This window comes from Mesorhizobium loti (assembly GCF_013170705.1).
GTDB classification, from domain to species: domain Bacteria; phylum Pseudomonadota; class Alphaproteobacteria; order Rhizobiales; family Rhizobiaceae; genus Mesorhizobium; species Mesorhizobium loti_D.
Genome location: NZ_CP033334.1, coordinates 1,112,814 through 1,130,819, shown reverse-complemented (window position 1 = coordinate 1,130,819; position 18,006 = coordinate 1,112,814). Strand labels below are relative to the sequence as shown.

Annotated in this window: 19 protein-coding genes; 8 read left to right on the top strand and 11 right to left on the bottom strand. The window is 64.0% G+C overall.

All coding sequences use genetic code 11. The features are described from left to right. Positions 1–147: 147 nt before the first annotated feature. The 4 genes from EB815_RS05405 to ccmA all read right to left on the bottom strand — a co-directional run bounded on the left by EB815_RS05405 (position 148) and on the right by ccmA (position 2,302). Positions 148–726, bottom strand: coding sequence for a DsbE family thiol:disulfide interchange protein (locus EB815_RS05405; protein WP_056574569.1), 579 nt, complete (start codon positions 724–726; stop codon positions 148–150). After that, a complete protein-coding gene (gene ccmD, locus EB815_RS05400) occupies positions 723–890 on the bottom strand; it encodes a heme exporter protein CcmD (protein ID WP_056574565.1) in 168 nt (55 codons plus the stop codon). The genes EB815_RS05405 and ccmD overlap by 4 nt, the downstream gene beginning before the upstream one ends. Positions 891–1,008: 118 nt before the next feature. Next, a complete protein-coding gene (gene ccmB / locus EB815_RS05395) occupies positions 1,009–1,674 on the bottom strand; it encodes a heme exporter protein CcmB (protein WP_056574562.1) in 666 nt (221 codons plus the stop codon). 1 nt (position 1,675) lies between these two features. Further along, entirely contained in the window at positions 1,676–2,302 is a 627-nt protein-coding gene (gene ccmA, locus EB815_RS05390; RefSeq protein WP_056574559.1) for a heme ABC exporter ATP-binding protein CcmA, read from the bottom strand. Between the two features lie 285 nt (positions 2,303–2,587). Between ccmA and acnA the strand changes: the two genes are divergently transcribed. Next, entirely contained in the window at positions 2,588–5,278 is a 2,691-nt protein-coding gene (gene acnA / locus EB815_RS05385) for an aconitate hydratase AcnA (protein WP_056574556.1), read from the top strand. Between the two features lie 42 nt (positions 5,279–5,320). On the opposite strand, the gene EB815_RS05380 is transcribed toward acnA, so the two are convergent. Then, on the bottom strand, positions 5,321–5,998 hold the full coding sequence (locus EB815_RS05380) for a ceramidase domain-containing protein (protein ID WP_056574554.1): 678 nt from the start codon (positions 5,996–5,998) through the stop codon (positions 5,321–5,323). A gap of 179 nt (positions 5,999–6,177) precedes the next feature. On the opposite strand from EB815_RS05380, the gene EB815_RS05375 reads away from it, so the two are divergent. Continuing rightward, positions 6,178–6,963, top strand: a complete 786-nt coding sequence (locus tag EB815_RS05375; protein WP_056574551.1) for a DUF1223 domain-containing protein — start codon at positions 6,178–6,180, stop codon at positions 6,961–6,963. A gap of 563 nt (positions 6,964–7,526) precedes the next feature. After that, complete coding sequence (locus tag EB815_RS05370; RefSeq protein ID WP_056574545.1) at positions 7,527–7,913, top strand: DUF2794 domain-containing protein; 387 nt, start codon at positions 7,527–7,529, stop codon at positions 7,911–7,913. A 132-nt stretch (positions 7,914–8,045) separates the two neighbouring features. On the opposite strand, the gene EB815_RS05365 is transcribed toward EB815_RS05370, so the two are convergent. From EB815_RS05365 to EB815_RS05350, 4 genes are all read right to left on the bottom strand, one after another. Further along, entirely contained in the window at positions 8,046–8,612 is a 567-nt protein-coding gene (locus EB815_RS05365) for a GNAT family N-acetyltransferase (RefSeq protein WP_065005474.1), read from the bottom strand. Between the two features lie 118 nt (positions 8,613–8,730). Beyond that, on the bottom strand, positions 8,731–9,504 hold the full coding sequence (locus EB815_RS05360) for a Bax inhibitor-1/YccA family protein (RefSeq protein WP_056574542.1): 774 nt from the start codon (positions 9,502–9,504) through the stop codon (positions 8,731–8,733). A 261-nt stretch (positions 9,505–9,765) separates the two neighbouring features. Then, the gene (locus EB815_RS05355; RefSeq protein ID WP_065005473.1) at positions 9,766–12,315 is read right to left on the bottom strand and encodes an ABC transporter permease; all 2,550 of its coding nucleotides are present in this window, start codon (positions 12,313–12,315) and stop codon (positions 9,766–9,768) included. Then, a complete protein-coding gene (locus tag EB815_RS05350; RefSeq protein WP_065005472.1) occupies positions 12,315–13,019 on the bottom strand; it encodes an ABC transporter ATP-binding protein in 705 nt (234 codons plus the stop codon). The genes EB815_RS05355 and EB815_RS05350 overlap by 1 nt, the downstream gene beginning before the upstream one ends. An 87-nt stretch (positions 13,020–13,106) precedes the next feature. On the opposite strand from EB815_RS05350, the gene EB815_RS05345 reads away from it, so the two are divergent. Together EB815_RS05345 and thpR are read left to right on the top strand one after the other, a co-directional pair. Beyond that, the gene (locus EB815_RS05345) at positions 13,107–13,751 is read left to right on the top strand and encodes an arylesterase (protein ID WP_065005471.1); all 645 of its coding nucleotides are present in this window, start codon (positions 13,107–13,109) and stop codon (positions 13,749–13,751) included. 127 nt (positions 13,752–13,878) lie between these two features. Continuing rightward, positions 13,879–14,475, top strand: coding sequence for an RNA 2',3'-cyclic phosphodiesterase (gene thpR, locus EB815_RS05340; protein ID WP_056574530.1), 597 nt, complete (start codon positions 13,879–13,881; stop codon positions 14,473–14,475). Here thpR and EB815_RS05335 read toward each other — a convergent pair. Next, positions 14,379–14,894 carry a low molecular weight protein-tyrosine-phosphatase gene (locus tag EB815_RS05335; protein ID WP_065005470.1) on the bottom strand — a complete coding sequence of 172 codons (516 nt, stop codon included), beginning with the start codon at positions 14,892–14,894 and terminating at the stop codon, positions 14,379–14,381. The two genes, thpR and EB815_RS05335, sit on opposite strands and share 97 nt — an antisense overlap. Before the next feature lie 104 nt (positions 14,895–14,998). On the opposite strand from EB815_RS05335, the gene EB815_RS05330 reads away from it, so the two are divergent. The 3 genes from EB815_RS05330 (at position 14,999) to EB815_RS05320 (ending at position 16,575) form a co-directional block, all read left to right on the top strand. Continuing rightward, positions 14,999–15,295: a 4a-hydroxytetrahydrobiopterin dehydratase gene (locus tag EB815_RS05330; protein ID WP_081295064.1), complete on the top strand. Its 297-nt coding sequence runs from the start codon at positions 14,999–15,001 to the stop codon at positions 15,293–15,295. A 138-nt stretch (positions 15,296–15,433) separates the two neighbouring features. After that, a complete protein-coding gene (locus EB815_RS05325) occupies positions 15,434–15,796 on the top strand; it encodes a YkvA family protein (protein WP_056574518.1) in 363 nt (120 codons plus the stop codon). 275 nt (positions 15,797–16,071) lie between these two features. Then, complete coding sequence (locus EB815_RS05320) at positions 16,072–16,575, top strand: invasion associated locus B family protein (RefSeq protein ID WP_065005469.1); 504 nt, start codon at positions 16,072–16,074, stop codon at positions 16,573–16,575. A gap of 56 nt (positions 16,576–16,631) precedes the next feature. Here EB815_RS05320 and EB815_RS05315 read toward each other — a convergent pair whose 3' ends face one another. Beyond that, positions 16,632–17,987, bottom strand: a complete 1,356-nt coding sequence (locus tag EB815_RS05315) for a chloride channel protein (RefSeq protein WP_065005468.1) — start codon at positions 17,985–17,987, stop codon at positions 16,632–16,634. Positions 17,988–18,006 lie beyond the last annotated feature (19 nt).

Below are 18,006 nucleotides of genomic sequence, written 5' to 3'. Positions count from 1 at the left end.
CCAGAATAGTGCTTCTTGCGGTAGCGAATAGCTATCGATCTTGGGCCGCTTTCGCCTGTCATGAATGTCGCGGCATGGATTCTAGGGTCTGCGCCGCGTCGCTTCGCTCCTTGCTTCGCCGTAGAATGACGAAAGAAGGGGGTGCGCCTAACCCGGCGCCGCCAGCGCCTTCTCGATCTGCGGCAACAGCAGACCCCGCGCCGACTCCACCGTCAGCGGGCCGACATGCTTGTAGGCGATCTTGCCGTCCTTGCCGATGACGAAGGTTTCCGGCACGCCATAGACACCCCAGTCGATCGCCGCGCGGCCGGCTTCGTCGACGCCGATCGCCTGGAACGGATTGCCGAGATCGCCGAGGAACCGGCGGGCGTTTTCCGGCTGATCCTTGTAGTTCAGCGCCGCCATCACGAATCGCTTGTCCTGCGACAGCGCCAGAAGCACCGGGTGCTCTTCCCGGCACGGCGCGCACCATGACGCAAACACATTGACCAGCGTAACCTTGCCGGCGAACGCTTTCGAATCCAGCCCCGGCAGGTTTGAGCCCTCCAGCGCCGGCAGGTTGGTCCGCGGCGCCGGCAGGCCGATCAGCGCCGACGGCACTTCCGAGACATCGCGTCCGGAAAGCAGTTGCGACAGGAACAGGCCGGCAAGGCCGAGAAAGACCAGCAGCGGCAACAGCACGAACAGGCGGCGACTGCGCGTCGGCGTTTCGGTTTCGCTGCTCATGGCTTGGCCACCTTGTCGGAACGGCGCCGCACGCCGGCTGCCTCGAGTTCGGCGAGCTCGCGCTTGCGGGCCCGCTGGTCGAGCAGGATCCAGACGATCAGCCCGGCCAGCACAATGGCGGTGATGCCGTAGGCCGCGGTGACATAGAGCGCGTGTGCACTCATGCGCCTCGCTCCCCTCCCGCTATCGTTTCACCGTACCCGACCATGCCCATCCCTTAGCTTTGCGCCATCGGCTTCGCAATCGGACGCCGCGTCGCGGCCCTTGGGCCTGTCGGCCACATCAATCCGTTCCATGCCGCAAGGCGAGCGCCGCCGAGACCGGCCCCAGCACGGCAAGAAACAAGGTCAGCGCGGCAAGAATGAGGAAGGGCTGCAGGAACGGATCGGGATTTGCCGTTGCGCCATAGCTCGCCGAGACGCCGAAGATCAGCACCGGGATGGTCAGCGGCAGCACCAGCACGGAGATCAGAAGTCCACCGCGCGGCAGCGCCACCGCGACGGCCGCACCTGCCGCGCCGATGAAGGTGATGGCCGGCGTGCCGACCAGCAGGGTGAGCGCCGTGGCGCCGATGGCGAGCGGCTCCATGTTCATGAACAGGCCAAGCAAGGGCGCGGCGATGACCAGCGGCAGCACGCTTCCCGCCCAATGCGCGAGGCACTTTACCAGCACCGTCAGCGCCAGCATGTGCCGGTCGTTGCCGAGCACCAGGAGATCGAGCGAGCCGTCCTCGCGGTCGGCCTGGAACAGCCGGTCGAGCCCGAGCAGACAGGCGAGCAGAGCCCCGATCCACAGGATGGCTGGACCGATACGGGCAAGCAGCTTCAGGTCTGGCCCGACGCCGAAGGGGATGGTGGCGATGACGGCGAGGAAGAAGATGACGCCGGTCAGCGCGCCGCCGCCGGCGCGGATATTGAGACGGATGTCGCGCAGGAAGAGGGCTAGCACTTCACCCTCCCAACAAGGGGGAGGGTGAATGTCCCATCGCCAATTCCCTCGCCCCCTCGATCCCCAGCGGCAGATGCGTCGCCGCGACAATCATCCCACCAGACCCGCAATGCCTCGTCATCAGCCCCGCGAATCGCTCCTCCGAAGCCTTGTCCAGTCCCGCCGTCGGCTCATCGAGCAGCCACAATGGCCGGTGACTGACCAGGAGTTTCGCGATCGCCGCGCGGCGCCTTTGCCCGGTCGACAGATAGCCGAACGGCAGATGCCCGATGCCTCCCAGCCCGACCGTTTCCAGCGCCTCTTCGACCCCGACACCTCCAATGCCGTTGAAGTCGTGCCAGAAGCGCAAATTTTCCGTGACGCTCAGCGCGGTCTTCATCGCATTCTGATGACCGAGATAATGACAGGCCGAAGCGATCGACGGAAAGTCGTCGCCGCCCTCTTCGATCAGCAATCGACCTTCCGCCTTCGGCAGCAGCCCGGCGATGATCCTGAGCAAGGTCGATTTGCCCGATCCATTCGGTCCGGTGACGACCAGCGCCTGACCGTCGCCGAGGGCGAAGCCAATGCCGGAAAATACCGCCTCGCCGCCGCGTTCGCCGCCCAGATTTTCGGCGATAAGCCGCATTCCCCGCCTGCCCTGAAAACAATGTTTCGCGAGCGCTGCCGCATCGCACAAATTTGCTCTCCAACTGTCTAGAACTATTCCAGAAAATTCTCTATATGCGGTGCATCCGTGCCAGCGGTCGGCGCGGGAACAGAATTTGCGCCGAACCAGCGCACGCGCCGCCTTGAACGGCTCGGGTTGCTTGGGAGCGGACAGCGGAAATGGCCGTACCCGCACCTTTGCGCGTGATTGCATGCCATCGGCGTCCGTTCCCTTTCAGGCTGAACAGACAAGGACGGATCGCACGTGTCAAAATCCCTCGATAGTTTCAATTGCCGCCGCACACTGACCGCGGGCGGCGCCGAATACGTCTATTTCGACCTCGTCGAGGCCGAGAAGAACGGCCTCACCGGCATAGCCCAGCTGCCCTATTCGATGAAGGTGCTGCTGGAAAACCTGCTTCGCAATGAGGACGGCCGCTCCGTCACCAAGGAATCGATCCAGGCGGTTGCCGGCTGGCTGACCGACAAGGGCACCGCCGGCGTCGAGATCGCCTATCGCCCGGCCCGTGTGCTGATGCAGGATTTCACCGGCGTTCCAGCCGTGGTCGACCTTGCCGCGATGCGCGACGCCATGGCTTCGCTCGGCGGCGATCCGCAGAAGATCAACCCGCTAGTGCCGGTCGACCTCGTCATCGACCACTCCGTCATTGTCGACGAGTTCGGCACGCCGATGGCCTTCGCCCGCAACGTCGAACTCGAATATGAGCGCAACGAGGAACGCTACAAGTTCCTGAAATGGGGCCAGCAGGCATTCCGCAACTTCCGCGTCGTGCCGCCCGGCACCGGCATCTGCCACCAGGTCAACCTCGAATATCTCGGCCAGGTCGTGTGGACCAACACCGAGGACGGCGAAACCACAGCCTATCCCGACACCTGCGTGGGCACCGATTCGCACACCACCATGATCAACGGCCTTGGGGTGCTCGGCTGGGGCGTCGGCGGCATCGAGGCCGAGGCGGCCATGCTTGGCCAGCCCGTCTCCATGCTTCTGCCCGAAGTGATCGGCTTCCGCCTCACCGGCAAGCTGAAGGAAGGCGTCACCGCCACCGACCTGGTGCTGACCGTCACCCAGATGCTGCGCAAGAAGGGCGTCGTCGGCAAGTTCGTCGAATTCTTCGGCCCGGGCCTCTCCAACATGACGCTGGCCGACCGCGCCACCATCGGCAACATGGCCCCCGAGTATGGCGCCACCTGCGGCTTCTTCCCGGTCGATTCGGAGACCATCCGCTACCTGACGATGTCGGGCCGCGAGGAAAGCCGCATCGCGCTGGTGGAAGCCTATTCCAAGGCGCAAGGCATGTGGCGCGAGGCGGGCTCCGCCGACCCTGTCTTCACCGACCTGCTCGAACTCGAGCTGAGCAGCGTCGTGCCGTCAATGGCCGGCCCCAAGCGTCCCGAAGGCCGTGTCGCGCTGGAAGGCATTCCGGACGGCTTCGCCAAGGCGATGGAGACCGAGTACAAGAAGGCGGCGGAAATCTCCAAGCGTTACGCCGTCGAAGGCACGGACCATGACCTCGGCCATGGCGACGTCGTCATCGCAGCCATCACCTCCTGCACCAACACCTCGAATCCGAGCGTGCTGATCGGCGCGGGCTTGCTCGCCCGCAACGCCAACCGGCTCGGCCTCAAGCAGAAGCCTTGGGTGAAGACCTCGCTAGCCCCCGGCAGCCAGGTGGTCGCCGAATATCTGGAGAAATCCGGCCTGCAGAAGGAGCTCGACCAGATCGGCTTCAACCTGGTCGGCTTCGGCTGCACCACCTGCATCGGCAATTCCGGCCCGCTGCCGGCGCCGATCTCCAAGACCATCAATGACAAGGGTCTGATTGCCGCCGCGGTGCTCTCCGGCAACCGCAACTTCGAAGGCCGCGTCTCGCCCGACGTCCAGGCAAACTACCTCGCCTCGCCGCCGCTGGTCGTGGCGCACGCGCTAGCTGGAACCGTGACGAAGGATCTCACCACCGAGCCGCTCGGCGAGGACAAGAACGGCAATCCGGTCTACCTCAAGGACATCTGGCCAAGCTCGGCCGAGATCCAGGAGTTCATCGAGAAGAACGTCACCCGCGAGCTGTTCGCCCGCAAATATGCCGACGTCTTCAAGGGCGACGAGCATTGGCAGAAGGTGCAGGCGCCGGAAGGCCAGACCTATGCTTGGGACGACAACTCGACCTATGTGCAGAACCCGCCCTATTTCGCCGGGATGACCGCCGGTTTCGGCAAGATCGGCGACATCAAGGGCGCCCGGGTGCTCGGCCTGTTCGGCGACAAGATCACCACCGACCACATCTCGCCGGCGGGCTCGATCAAGGCCGCCTCGCCCGCCGGCAAGTACCTCACCGACCATGGCGTCGGCGTCGCCGACTTCAACCAGTACGGCACGCGGCGCGGCAACCATGAGGTGATGATGCGCGGCACCTTCGCCAACATCCGCATCCGCAACCACATGCTGGGCGAGAATGGCCGCGAGGGCGGCTACACCATCCACTACCCGTCGAAGGAAGAGGAATCGATCTACGACGCGGCGATGGAATACAAGAAGGAAGGCGTGCCGCTGGTCATCTTCGCCGGTGTCGAATACGGCAACGGCTCGTCGCGCGACTGGGCGGCCAAGGGTACCAACCTGCTCGGTGTCCGCGCCGTCATCGCCCAGTCCTTCGAGCGCATCCACCGCTCGAACCTGGTCGGCATGGGCGTCATCCCCTTCGTCTTCGAGGAAGGCACCTCGTGGGCCTCGCTCAACCTCAAGGGCGACGAACTGGTCGAGATCGATGGCCTGAGTGCCATCAAGCCGCGCCAGACGATGACCGCCAAGATCACCTATGGCGACGGCTCGGTGAAGAACGTGCCGATCATCTGCCGCATCGATACGCTGGATGAACTCGACTACTTCAAGAACGGCGGCATCTTGCAGTACGTGCTGCGCGACCTGGCGGCTTAGAAACAGTGAGTAGTGAGTAGGAAGTAGGGAAGAGCCTACTCACTACTCACTACTCACTACCTTCGGCGCGCCATGGCGCGCCGCGGCGGCCAGCAGGACGCCAAGCATCAGCCCGTTGAAGATGTGCCACAGGAAGTGAGTGCCGAGCGGAAAGCCGGCGCAGACCATCGGGTCGATCATGCGGAAGATGGCGGACACCACGAAGATCGCCGACCCAACCAGATTGTACCGGCCGGCCCGGTTGCCGCTCACCGTCACCCAGGCACCGAAGAAGGCGAGCGCCAGGAACGGCGGCAGGTAGCCGGTCGTGCCGTTTGACGCCTGGCGCAGCCAATCCGGCACGGCGAAACTGATCGCGCCGGCCACCGCATAGAAGACGACGAAGACCGCGATCGCCTTGCGCCATTCCATCCCGAGGAAGCGGCGCAGGTTGAACAGCGTGTACGCCAGCGTGAAGCCGGCGATCGGCAGCACGTCGATCCAGACCGTGCCCTTGGTGGCGAAGGTATGGAAGATCGTCGAGCCGATGCCGATCGCCATCACCCACCAGGCCAGCACTTCGGCGAAGGTCCCGGCTTTCAGTCGGCGCACTTCCCGCACACCCCATAGTCCCGCGACAATGAAGGCAAGGTTAGTCGAAGCATTCGTTGGCTCGGACCAAAGTCCAGATCCGGTCCGCTCGCAATAGAGATCGACAGGGGTCAGGAGAGTTTGCCACATGGTGATAATGCCATCCCCGAATCGAACCACGTCGTGAAATGCAGTGTATCTCCTATTGCGCCCTTACTTTCGGCTGCAACGGCAAAAATTTCACCGCAACGTGACTTCCCGTTGACTTCGGCTTCTGCCACATATTTCAGCCAATCAGAACAAAGCCGGCGCCACCGGCGGGAATTGGAATGGTCATGGCCTGGCGAAGATCACTGTGGCTGGCGGCGTTTGCGCTGGCCTTCTCGGCTTTTGCCGATGCCGGCCATGCCGGCGAGTCCGAAAGAACCCAGGCCGAGAAAGCCCAGCCTGAAAAGCCGCTCGGCGTGGTCGAGCTGTTCACCAGCCAGGGCTGCAGTTCCTGTCCGCCGGCCGACGCGTTTTTCGCCGAACTTGCCGCCAGGGAAGACATTGTCGCGCTCTCCTACCACGTCGATTATTGGGACTATCTCGGCTGGAAGGACACGCTGAGCCGCAAGGAAAACACCGAGCGGCAGAATGACTATATGCGCGCCTTCAGTAGCCGCTCCGTCTATACGCCGCAGGCTGTCCTCAATGGCCGCGTGCATGTCAACGGCGCCAACCGTGGCGAGGTCAACGGGGCGCTCACCCGCATGGCGAAATCCGGCGAAGGCATGCATGTGCCCGTCAAGGTCAGCCGTACCAGCGACCGCGTCATCATCGATGCCGGCGACGCCGGGACCGGCCCCAACGACGCCCATGTCGTGATCGTCTATTTCGAGCCGCCGCAGACGGTCAAGATCGCCCAGGGTGAGAATTCCGGCCGCAAGATGACCTATTGGAACGCCGTCACCAGCATCCAGACCGCCGGCATGTGGCACGGCAAGGCGCAGCGTTATGAATTGCCGTTGAGCGAGATCACCAAGAAGGGCGGCTGCGCCGTGCTTTTGCAGTCGGTCGGCAAGGATGGCATGCCGGGCCCCATCCTCGGCGCTGCTTTCATCCACAAGCCGTAACGCCTCTTCCTTCTCCCCGTGTGGGAGAAGGTGGATCGGCGCGATAGCGCCGAGATGGATGAGGGGGGCTGGACGGATCGCAACGTCGAACTAATCTTGCACAATTCCGCATCAGCCGGTTCCACCAGCCAAACGTCGCTCACTCGCCTCCTTCGGCGCGACATGACGGAGGCGGAAGGAAAAAGGCCAACAAAAAACCGACGTCAGCTTGCTTCTGACGCCGGTCATTTAGGTTTTGGGATCGTCGCACCTGATTTCTCCAAGGAAAAACCGAGGTTGGTTCGATCCGACGCTGACCCGTGGGCGGGGGGCTTGGGGTTTACGAGCCGGTGCCGGACCGAACCGTCTCAGGCAACACGGGTAAATTCGTCGGACATTGGGGCATGAGCGCGGATAAAAAAAGGCAGAAATGTGGCGAAGCATCACCAATTCCAACATGCGGTTTGCAAACGTGACTGGACGCAACGGAAACGGCGCGCCGCCGCACCGCTTCGCCGGCTCTTGCAATTGCGGCGCGAAGGGGCCAATTTTGGTTGGCAAAGATTCATTTGAAGGATCGAGGCATGAGCGATGACAGCGGCGGGACGGGGGATGGTGACGCATCCGCAATATTGATCCCGCTGCACGAGGCACGACGTGAGCGCCTCGACCAGCCCGTGCGCTTCGATCGGCGTGAACTGGACCAGATCCTCAGGCTCTACGGACGCATGGTGGCCGCCAATGAATGGCGCGACTACGCCATCGATCATCTCACCGACAGGGCCGTGTTTTCCGTCTTCCGCCGGGCCAGCGAAGTGCCGCTGTTCCAGATCGTGAAGGATCCGAAACTGGCCCGCAAACAGGGCGCCTTCGCCGTTATCGCCGCTGGCGGCCGCATCCTCAAGCGCGGGCAGGAACTCGGCCGCGTGCTCGGCGTCTTCGATTCCAAGCTCAAAGTTGTAGAGGCTTGAGCGGGGATTGGAGCAGGGGAATTGAAGAACTGATGAATTGAAGAGTTGAAGAGTTGAAGAAGAAGGCGCCTGATGTTCCCGCCGCCTTCTTTGTTCTTCAGTTCGTCAATTCTTCAATTCTCCAATTCCCTCTCATGCCCCACGAAATCTCCGCTCCGGCAAGGAAGCCGGATCAGGCGGCATCGACGCGCCGCCATTCAGTGACAGCTGCATGAACACCGTGTCCAGCCAGCGCCCGTGCTTGTAGCCGGAACCTTCGAGCCGGCCAGAGTGGCGGAAGCCGAGCTTTTCATGCAGTTTGACCGAGGCGCTGCCTGGATGGCCGTCGCCGATCACGGCGACGATCTGGCGGAAGCCCGCCGCCTCGGCGGCGGCGATCAGGCTGCGCATCAGCATGAGGCCGACACCCTGGCCCTTGGCCTCGGGCGCGACGTATACCGAATCCTCAACGATGAAGCGGTAGGCCGGGCGCGGCCGGAAGGCACCGGCATAGGCATAGCCAAGCACGGCGCCGTCCTTTTCCGCCACCAGATACGGAAAGCCGCCGGCCGTGAGCGCGGCGAATCGCGTGCCCATCTCGGCGCGGCCTGGCGGCTCCAGCTCATAGCTCGCCGTGCCATGGGTCACCGCGTCGGCATAGATTTCGGTGATGGTGTCGAGGTCGGCCGAAGTCGCCGGCCGTATCACGATTGTGCACATTCTTTATGCAGGCCTTCTGTTTGCTTCCGATAACAGCAAACGCCGGCACAAAAGAAAAGGGCGGCCGTTGGGCCGCCCTTTTCAAACCCGATGGTCCAGTCAGACCATGAAGCGTGCCTTAGCGGCGGTCGCCCATGAACTGGAGCAGGAACATGAACAGGTTGATGAAATCGAGATAGAGCCTCAGCGCGCCCATGATGGCCTTGCGGCCGGCGACATCGGAAACATCGCCCTCGAAATACATCTCCTTGATCTTCTGCGTGTCATAGGCGGTCAGGCCGGCAAAGACCAAGACGCCGATCGCCGACACGGCGAAGGACAGCGCCGACGACTGCAGGAAGATGTTGATCACCGACGCGATGATGATGCCGAACACGCCCATGATCAGGAACGAGCCCATCGCCGTCAGGTCGCGCTTGGTCGTGTAGCCGAACAGCGACAGCGCGCCGAAGGCGGCGGCCGTGGCGAAGAAGGTCTGCGAAATGCTGGCCGTGGTGTAGACCAGGAAGATCGACGACAGCGACAAGCCGACGAGGCCTGCATAGACCCAGAACGTGGTCTGCGCGGCAGCGACGCTCATCGACTGAATCCTGAACGACAGGAAGAATACGGCGGCCAGCGGCGCCAGCATCACCACCCAGCGCAGCGGCGACCCGAAGATCGCATAGCCGAAGGACGTCAGCATCTCGCCGCTCGGCAGCGTTGCGACAGCCGAGGCCGGATCGGTGGTGGTTGCCAGCATGATCGTGCCGACGGCGGCAAGGCCGGTGATGAGGAGGCCAAGCCCCATCAGGTTGTAGACCTTGATCATATAGGCGCGCAGGCCCTGATCGATGTCGGCGCGGACGCCGGGCACCGCCGACGTCTGATAATTGCGAATGGGATCAGCCATTGGAATCCTCTATTGCTTCTGCCCCGTCCGGTGTCGGGCCTCTTGCGGACCCAGGCGCCGCTGGCGGGACTCCAGCATGCCTGCGGCGAAATATGATGGTTATTCGCGTCAAGAACAAGACCGTAACCGGATGTAACGGTTCGTGAGAGGCCGAAATGCCGATTCTCCGGGCTTCCGGGCCGGCATCCTTACCAAGATTTAATTGCAGAGGGGCCGCTCCACCCCATAATCCCCCGGGGATTAGCGAGTTCCGGCCAAGGATTACAGGTCACGCAGCACCGGCGCCGCCTTGTGGCCGAGCACCCGCCAGGTGCCGGCAAGACCGATGCCGACCGTGATGACCAGGGCAAAGACGATGGTTGCCACGGCCACCTCCGGCATGAAATGCGATGGCAGCGTCATGATGCGGGCGACAATGTACCAAGCCGCGATGCCGCCGGCGGCCAGCGCGAAGATGGCCGTGGCCAATCCGATCAGCATGTACTCCAGGGAGAATGCCGTTATCAGCGTCCTCCTGGTCGCACCGAGCGTCTTCAGCACCACGGCGTCGTGGATGCGCGCCCGGTTGCCGGCAGCCAGCGCGCCTGCCAGCACCAGCACCGAAGCGATCAGCGCCACCCCGGCCGCGGCCCGGATCGCGGTGCCGAGCTGGCCGACCAGACGGTTGACGACATCGAGCGCGTCCTTGACGCGCACCGTCGTCACCGCCGGGAAGGCGCGGGTAACGGCATTGAGGATACGGGCATCGTCCGCGGTCGAGGCACTCTTTTCAGTCAGCGTCGCCATCCAGCCATGCGGCGCGCCAGCGAATGTGTTGGGCGAGAACACCATGACGAAATTGATGCCCATCGTCTCCCACTCGACCTGACGGAAGTTGGCGATCCTGGCCGTCACGTTGCGGCCAAGCACATTGACGGTGACGGTGTCGCCGAGCTTCAACCCGATCTCCTTGCCTTCCTGCGCGGAGAAGGAGACCAGCGGCTCGCCGGCATACTTGTCCGGCCACCATTCGCCCTCGGTCAGCGTCGCGTTTTCCGGCTGCCTGGCGTCATAGGTCAGGCCGCGATCGCCTTTCAGCACCCAGGCGCCCTCGGCCGGCACCTTGACCTTGTCGACGGCGACGCCGTTGAGCGCCATCACCCGGCCGCGCAGCATCGGCACCTTGACCAATGTCCCCTGAGGCGCCTCCTTGCCGACCAGGGCCGAGAACGCATCGACATCGCTGCTCTGGATGTCGACGAAGAAGAAGTTCGGCGCCCGCTCCGGCAGGCTGCCGGAGATCTGCTGCCGCAGGTTGCCGTCGATCAGCGCCAACGTCACCAGCAGCGTCAGCCCGAGCCCCAGCGACAGCACCACCGATGGCGTCAAGGCGCCTGGTCGATGGATGTTGCCGACGGCGAGACGAAGCGCAACGGAGCGCACGCGCGGGCTCTTCCTTGCCACCCATTGCACCAACGCTCCGACCAGACGCAGCACCAGGAAGGAAAAGATGGTGGCACCGACGAAGATCGAGGCGATGCGCTGGTCGCCGGAGAAGAGGATGGCCAGAACCGCCAGCAGCAACGCGATGCCGACGGCCGACGCAATATAGATAAGTCGCGGAAAGCCGCGGCCTTCGAGGCCCATCTCCCGAAACAGCGCTGTCGCCGGCACGTCGCGGGCGCGTCCGAGCGGCAGCAGCGCGAAGGCCAGCGTCACCAGCAGCCCGAACAGCGCCGCCATGCCGAGCGCGCCGGGATAGAAGCCGCCTTGCGCCGGCACCGGAATGACGGATTGAAGCGCGGCGCTTGCGGCAAAAGGCATCAGTGCGCCGAGCACCAGACCGGCGGCGATACCGAGCGCCGCTATGATCAGGATTTGCACGAGATAGACAGTGAAGACAAAGCCGCCGGAAGCACCGAGACTCTTGAAGGTGGCGATCACACCGCGCTTGCCGTCGAGATAGGCGCGCACCGCATTGGCGACGCCGACGCCGCCGACCACCAGCGCCGTCAGCCCGACCAGCGTCAGGAACTGCGAGAAGCGCTCGATGTTGGACGACAGAGCCGGAGCGGCGTTGCCGCGCGTGCGGATCGACCAGCCGGCTTCCGGAAAATTCCTGGCCGCCTGATCCTGTATGGCCTTGAGCCGCGCCTCGTCGGCATCGGCGGGCAGCCGGATCTTATAGGCGTTTTCGACCAGGCTGCCCGGTTGGATCAGCCCGGTCGCGGCCAGGCCGTCGGTCGAGATCATCAGCCTTGGCGCGAAGCCGAAACCGTCGGACACGGCATCCGGCTCGGTGACCAGCCTGGCGCGCAGTTCGAAGGTGGCGGCGCCGAGCTTCAGCCGGTCGCCGGGCTTGAGATGCAGCCGTTCGAACAGAAGATCGGGCGCCGCCGCGCCAAAGACGCCGAATTCTTCGCCGAACAATTCCTGCTTTGTCAGTGCCGGCTCCGTCTCCAGCGCGCCATAGAGCGGATAGGCATCGTCGACCGCCTTGGCCTCGACCAGCGCCTGGTCGGAGCCGTCCGCCAGACGCGCCATCGAGCGCATGCTGGCGGTGCGCGAAACAACGCCCAGCCCCTCGAGGAAGCCATGTTCGACCTGGCTGGCATCGCGCTGGTTGATCTGGAAGCGAAGATCGCCGCCAAGCAGCGTCTGGCCCTGGTTGGCGACGCCGGCACTGATCGAACGGGCAACCGAGTTGACGCCGCCGATCGCCGCGACGCCGAGCGCGATGCAGGCGAGAAAGATCAGGAAGCCGGACAGGCCGCCGCGCATCTCGCGCAACGAAAAGCGGATGGCGAGCTTCAGCGTCCGTGCCGGCGGCATCAGGCGGTGACCTCCAGTGGGGTCGGCGGGTTCGGCGCCTCGATACGTCCGGAGCGCATCGACACCTGGCGCGCGCAGCGCGCCGCGAGCGCGGGATCATGGGTGACCAGCACCAGCGTCATGCCGCGCTCGGCCGCCTTGGCGAACAGCAGGTCGGCGACCTGCCGCCCCGTCGCCTGGTCGAGATTGCCAGTCGGCTCGTCGGCAATGAGAATGCGCGGCGAGGGTGCCAGCGCCCGGGCAATCGCAACGCGCTGCTGTTCGCCCCCGGAGAGTTCGCCGGGGTAATGGGTGACGCGGTCGCTGAGGCCCACCGCCGCCAGCTCGCGCGCCGCTACCGAAAACGGATCGGCATGGCCGGCCAGCTCCAGCGGCACCGCGACATTTTCAAGCGCCGTCATGTTGGGGATGAGGTGGAAGGACTGAAAGACGATGCCAATGTTTCGGCCACGAAACGAAGCAATCTGATCCTCGCTTTTGCCGTTGAGCAGTTCACCGGCGATTCGTACCGTGCCCGAATCGACCCTCTCCAAGCCCGCCAGCACCATCAGCATTGTCGACTTGCCGGACCCCGATGGACCGACGATGCCGGTCGCCTCGCCGCGCGCCACCTCGAGGCTGACGCCCTTCAGCACATGGACTGACGACGCGCCTTCGCCGAGTGTCAGGGATACGTCTTTCAGCGCGATGACGGCTTCTGTCAAAATGAAAGCGTCCTATATCAGGGATGATGGCTCTGCTTGCCGGAGGCCGTCGCCGGAAGAATTCCTTGGTCATATGGGGCCTGCCGCATGTCTTTCAAACGCCAGATAGCCGCAGGCTTGGTCCTTTTCCTCGCCATTTGCGGCGCCATTTCGTCGGCGCGTGCCGAGCCCTTCAAGATCGTTGGCTTCGGTGACAGCCTGATGGCGGGCTTCGGGCTTGGGCCCGATCAAGGCTTTACCGACAAATTGCAGGCGGCGCTGCGTGCCACGGGCCATGACGTGACCGTCGCCAATGCCGGCGTTTCCGGCGACACCACGAGCGGCGGTCTGGCGCGGCTCGATTGGTCGGTGCCGGACGGCACGCAGCTGCTCATCCTCGAACTCGGCGCCAACGATATGTTGCGCGGCATCTCGCCCGACATCACCAGGAAGAACCTCGACGAGATGCTCGGCAAGCTCAAACAGCGCAAGATCGCTGTGCTGCTCGCCGGCATGCGCGCCGCGCCCAATCTCGGCGCCGACTACCAGAACGCCTTCGATGCCATCTTTCCGGACCTGGCGGCGAAATACGGTGTCGCGCTCTATCCGTTCTTCCTCGACGGCGTCGCCGGACAGCCCGGCCTGCAGCTCGAGGACGGCATGCATCCGAACGCCGGCGGTGTTGACCGGATGGTCGAGCGCATCCTGCCGACGGTCGAGAAGACCATGGCGGTGGTCCCGGGGGGTTCATGAGGCTGGATACATTGCTTTCCCTTGCGGAAACTTTTGGCAAAGCCTGTGACCAATAAACCTCTTGCTCCATTCGACTATCGATGATTCGCTATGGATGACAGTTCGATTCGAGGAAGGGAGGCTCTTCATGCCGCGTCTTTTCACCGCCCTCGAAATTCCGCGTGACGCCGCCCTTTCGCTGTCCCTGCTCCGGGGCGGCCTGCCCGGGGCGCGCTGGATCGATGTCGAAAACTACCATCTGACGCTGCGCTTCATCGGCGATGTCGAGGGCCATGTCGCCGACGAGATCGCCAATGCGCTGGACCGCGTCCACCGGCCCTCCTTCTCGCTGACCCTGTCCGGTGTCGGCGCCTTTGGCCAGAAGAAGCCGCATGCGGTGTGGGCCGGCGCTTCCGCCTCGCCCGATCTGGCCGGGCTTCAGGGCGAGATCGACCGCATCTGCCAGCGCCTCGGCATTCCCGCCGATCCCCGCAAGTTCATGCCGCATGTGACGTTGGCGCGGCTGCGCAATTCGAGCCCGCTGGATGTCGCCCAGTATCTTTCGGCCCGCGGCAATTTCTCGACGCTGCCGTTTCGTATCGGCCGCTTCGTCCTGATGTCGTCGCGCGATTCGGTCGGCGGCGGCCCCTATATCGTCGAGGAGGCCTGGCCGCTGTCGGGCGCCGACGCCCGCGCGGCCAGCCGTGTCGCCAGCGCCTCCGACGCCTCGCGGATCATGCGATAGACCTCGGCAAAGGCCTCCGGCCCGTCATAATAGGGATCGGGCACGTCGCGCGCCTGTCCGTGCGCGAACTCCAGGAAGAGCCGCACCCGGTCGCGCGCGGCCGGAGCCAACGCCTTGAGGTCGGCGACAACAGAGCGGTCCATGCCGAGGACCAGGTCGAAACGGGAGAAATCCTGCGGCGTGATCTTGCGCGCCCTCTGTCCGGAAATATCGATGCCGTGACGCATAGCGACCGCGATCGAGCGCGGATCGGGGGGCGAGCCGACCTCCCAGCCGCTTGTGGCAGCCGAATCGAGCCGGATATCGCGGCCCGAGCCGCGCTCGACCCAAACGGCGCGAAAAACGCCCTCTGCCAGCGGCGACCGGCAGATATTGCCGAGACAGACGAAAAGGATGGAATTTATGGGCGTTATGCTCATTCGATATGCGCCGTTTGTGCGTCTGGAACCCCAAAACCGCAAAACACTTTTGGGCGACTTGCAGTATGGTGAGGGTCAAAATCGAGATAGCACGGGAAATCATCATGACGAGAGAAAAACTCAGCAAGGACGCCATCACCGCTGCCCTTGCCGAACTCGGCGGCTGGTCGCTGGCCACGGATGGCGCCTCGATCAGGCGCGGCTTCGTCTTTAACAATTTTTCCGAAGCCTTCGCCTTCATGACCCGCGTCGCGCTGGCAGCCGAAAAGATGGACCATCATCCCGACTGGTCGAACGTCTACAAGACCGTGGACGTGACGCTGAACACTCATGACGCCGGTGGCGTAACCGCGCTCGACATCGAACTGGCGAAGAAGATGAACCGCTTTGCCGGTGGCTGATGCCTGGTATCGCAAAGCCGCCAAGGCAGCGGAGAACCCCAAATCGGTACCCGCATCTTGCACCCGGGTTCACCTTTCACCACATTTTCCCCGCGAGGCATGCGCCTGGATGCGCATGAGACCCGCTAGGAGTGATTGATGGCGCAACAACCCGGTTTTGATTTCTTCGGCTTTGGCGACAGGCTGGGCGGGGAGGGTGAAGTGCGCGACAAATTCTGGCGCACGGCGAAGAAGGCCGCCCGGCAAATCCCCTTCATGGAAGACGTCGTCGCCGCCTATTACTGCGCCATGGACAAGAACACGCCGTTGCGCGCCAAGGGCATATTGGTGGCGGCGCTCGGCTATTTCGTCCTGCCGGTGGACCTCATTCCCGACTTTATCTTCGGCCTCGGTTTCACCGACGACATCGCCGTGCTGACCGCCGCGATCACCGCCGTCAGCGCCCACATCACGCCGGCGCATCGCCAGGCCGCCAAGGACGCCATCGCCGACAAGGGCTGAGCGTCTGCACGCGGCGCGCATCTTGTGGATGGAGGCCTTCGCAGGTCCGGTTGAAAAGTCAAACTCTTGCCGCTTTCGTGGCCTCCAAGTCGCCGAAGGGACGTCGCGCCGGCTGCTGACAAGGGCGGCGGCGCGGGATTGGCGGCGGTTTCCTGGGGTGAGCGTCCTTTTGTTGAGGGAAATTCACCGTTTGGTAACCCAGATTAAATCAAAATGAAGCGACGGCAGGACGCCAGGCGGCCCGCCTCCGCACCATTTGGAATACGGGAAAGACGATGCGCGGATTGACAGCACTAGTTTCGAGCCTGGTCCTGGCGGCCTCAGCAGCGCCGGCACTGGCGCAGCAGGCGACCAAGATCGGCCAGCACAATGCCTGGGGCACCTACAGCTATCAGGCGCAGGGCGGCAAGGTCTGCTACGTGCTGACCGTGCCGACCGACAAGCAGCCGCCGACGCTCGACCATGGCGATATGTTCTTCTTCGTCAGCCAGCGGCCCGGCCAGCAGGTATCCTATGAGCCGCAGTTCATTGCCGGCTACAATTTCCAGGAAGGTTCCAAGGCAACCGTCACCATCGACAAGAAGTCGTTCTCGATGTTCACCCGCGGCAAGTCGGCCTGGGTCGAGAACGCCGCCGAGGAACCCGTGCTGATCGCCGCCATGAAGACCGGTTCGGACATGAAGGTGACGGCGAAATCCGGCCGCGGCAATCCCACCTCCTATGTCTTCTCGCTGAAGGGCATTTCGGCGGCGCTGTCGTCGATCGCCAAGTGCAAATAGGCAAAGCCGCGTTTTGAAACGAAGGCCGGGCCGCAAAGCCCGGCCTTTTTTGCTTTTCAGCCGTGGCCCTGCGCTGGTTCCGCCTCCGCCCGCCGGCGTCGGATCGCCTCGGCGATGAAGACACGCGACAGCGCGTGATAGAGCGGCTCGTGCGAGATCATCCGCGCCGTGCCGTAGCCCAGCATAGAGGCCAGCATCAGCGCGATGACATTGTCGTGGTTGCCGGTCATCTCCAGGATGATGACGAAAGCCGTCATCGGCGCTTGCACCACGCCGGCGAAATAGCCGGCCATGCCGAGCAGCGCGGCGGCTCCCGCGCTGGCGCCGAACAAGAGGCCGAGCGAACTGCCGATCCCGGCGCCGACCGCCAGCGAGGGCGCGAAAATGCCGCCCGGAATGCCCGAAACCATCGACAGCAGCCCGGCGAGGAATTTTTCCACGAAGAAGAACGATGGCAGCGGCGTACCTTCCACCGCGCCGCGCGCCTGCGCGTAGCCGGTGCCGAAGGTCAGACCGCCCGACGCAATGCCGATCACCGCCACGCCGAGCCCGCAGAATGCGGCCACCAGCAGCGCGCGAGCCAAGGGCTGCTGCGTGTGCCAGCGCCGGATCCGGCGCGTGATCTTCAGCGCCAGCAGTGAAAACAGCGCGCCGAAGCCGCCTCCAATGATGCCGCAGGCAAGCACCAGCGGCCACTCGGCGGCAAACGAGATCGTGTCTCTGGAGATGCCGAAATAGGTGTAGTTGCCGAGCAGGCCGAGCGATGCGAGGCCGGCCAGGATTACCGCCGTCAGCACAAGCCCGTTGGTGCGCGCTTCATAGGTGCGACCCATTTCCTCGATGGCGAAAACGATGCCGGCCAATGGTGTATTGAAGGCGGCCGCGATGCCGGCGGCCGATCCGGCCAGGATCAGGCCCCGCGCCTGCGCCATTCCGCCCCAGCGCGCCGCCTGCAGCATCAGCGAGGCGCCGACCTGCACGGTCGGGCCTTCGCGACCGATGGAAGCGCCGCAGAACAGGCCGACGATGGTGAGCGCGATCTTGCCGGCCGCAAGCCGCAATGAGAGCAGGTGGTGGCGGTCGTCGTCGTCACGCAAATGGCGCGCGGCGATCGCCTGCGGAATGCCGCTGCCTTGCGAGCCCGGAAAGAAAGCCTGGGCCAGCCAGGCGCACAGCACGAAGCCAAGCGGCGTGACCATGAGCGGCAGATAGAAGCGCCAGCCGCCGCCATCGCCGGTCATGACATGGAACAGCACCTGCGCCTTGTCGGCCAGCACCGCGAACAGCACGCTGATGACGCCGATCGAGACCGCGCCGGCCCAGAACACCAGGCGCGGCTGCCATACGCGCCGCGAGCCCCACATCGCGCGCGAGCGCCGCAGCATGGGATATTTTCGCGATATGCCGGCCATGTCTGTCCTCGCAATGGAG

Coding starts and splice junctions, on each gene's coding strand:
- EB815_RS05405 (WP_056574569.1), bottom strand. CDS start 726: ATGAGCAGCGAAACCGAAACGCCGACGCGCAGTCGCCGCCTGTTCGTG.
- ccmD (WP_056574565.1), bottom strand. CDS start 890: ATGAGTGCACACGCGCTCTATGTCACCGCGGCCTACGGCATCACCGCC.
- ccmA (WP_056574559.1), bottom strand. CDS start 2,302: ATGCGGCTTATCGCCGAAAATCTGGGCGGCGAACGCGGCGGCGAGGCG.
- EB815_RS05380 (WP_056574554.1), bottom strand. CDS start 5,998: ATGTGGCAAACTCTCCTGACCCCTGTCGATCTCTATTGCGAGCGGACC.
- EB815_RS05375 (WP_056574551.1), top strand. CDS start 6,178: ATGGTCATGGCCTGGCGAAGATCACTGTGGCTGGCGGCGTTTGCGCTG.
- EB815_RS05370 (WP_056574545.1), top strand. CDS start 7,527: ATGAGCGATGACAGCGGCGGGACGGGGGATGGTGACGCATCCGCAATA.
- EB815_RS05365 (WP_065005474.1), bottom strand. CDS start 8,612: ATGTGCACAATCGTGATACGGCCGGCGACTTCGGCCGACCTCGACACC.
- EB815_RS05360 (WP_056574542.1), bottom strand. CDS start 9,504: ATGGCTGATCCCATTCGCAATTATCAGACGTCGGCGGTGCCCGGCGTC.
- EB815_RS05355 (WP_065005473.1), bottom strand. CDS start 12,315: ATGCCGCCGGCACGGACGCTGAAGCTCGCCATCCGCTTTTCGTTGCGC.
- EB815_RS05345 (WP_065005471.1), top strand. CDS start 13,107: ATGTCTTTCAAACGCCAGATAGCCGCAGGCTTGGTCCTTTTCCTCGCC.
- thpR (WP_056574530.1), top strand. CDS start 13,879: ATGCCGCGTCTTTTCACCGCCCTCGAAATTCCGCGTGACGCCGCCCTT.
- EB815_RS05335 (WP_065005470.1), bottom strand. CDS start 14,894: ATGAGCATAACGCCCATAAATTCCATCCTTTTCGTCTGTCTCGGCAAT.
- EB815_RS05330 (WP_081295064.1), top strand. CDS start 14,999: ATGACGAGAGAAAAACTCAGCAAGGACGCCATCACCGCTGCCCTTGCC.
- EB815_RS05325 (WP_056574518.1), top strand. CDS start 15,434: ATGGCGCAACAACCCGGTTTTGATTTCTTCGGCTTTGGCGACAGGCTG.
- EB815_RS05320 (WP_065005469.1), top strand. CDS start 16,072: ATGCGCGGATTGACAGCACTAGTTTCGAGCCTGGTCCTGGCGGCCTCA.
- EB815_RS05315 (WP_065005468.1), bottom strand. CDS start 17,987: ATGGCCGGCATATCGCGAAAATATCCCATGCTGCGGCGCTCGCGCGCG.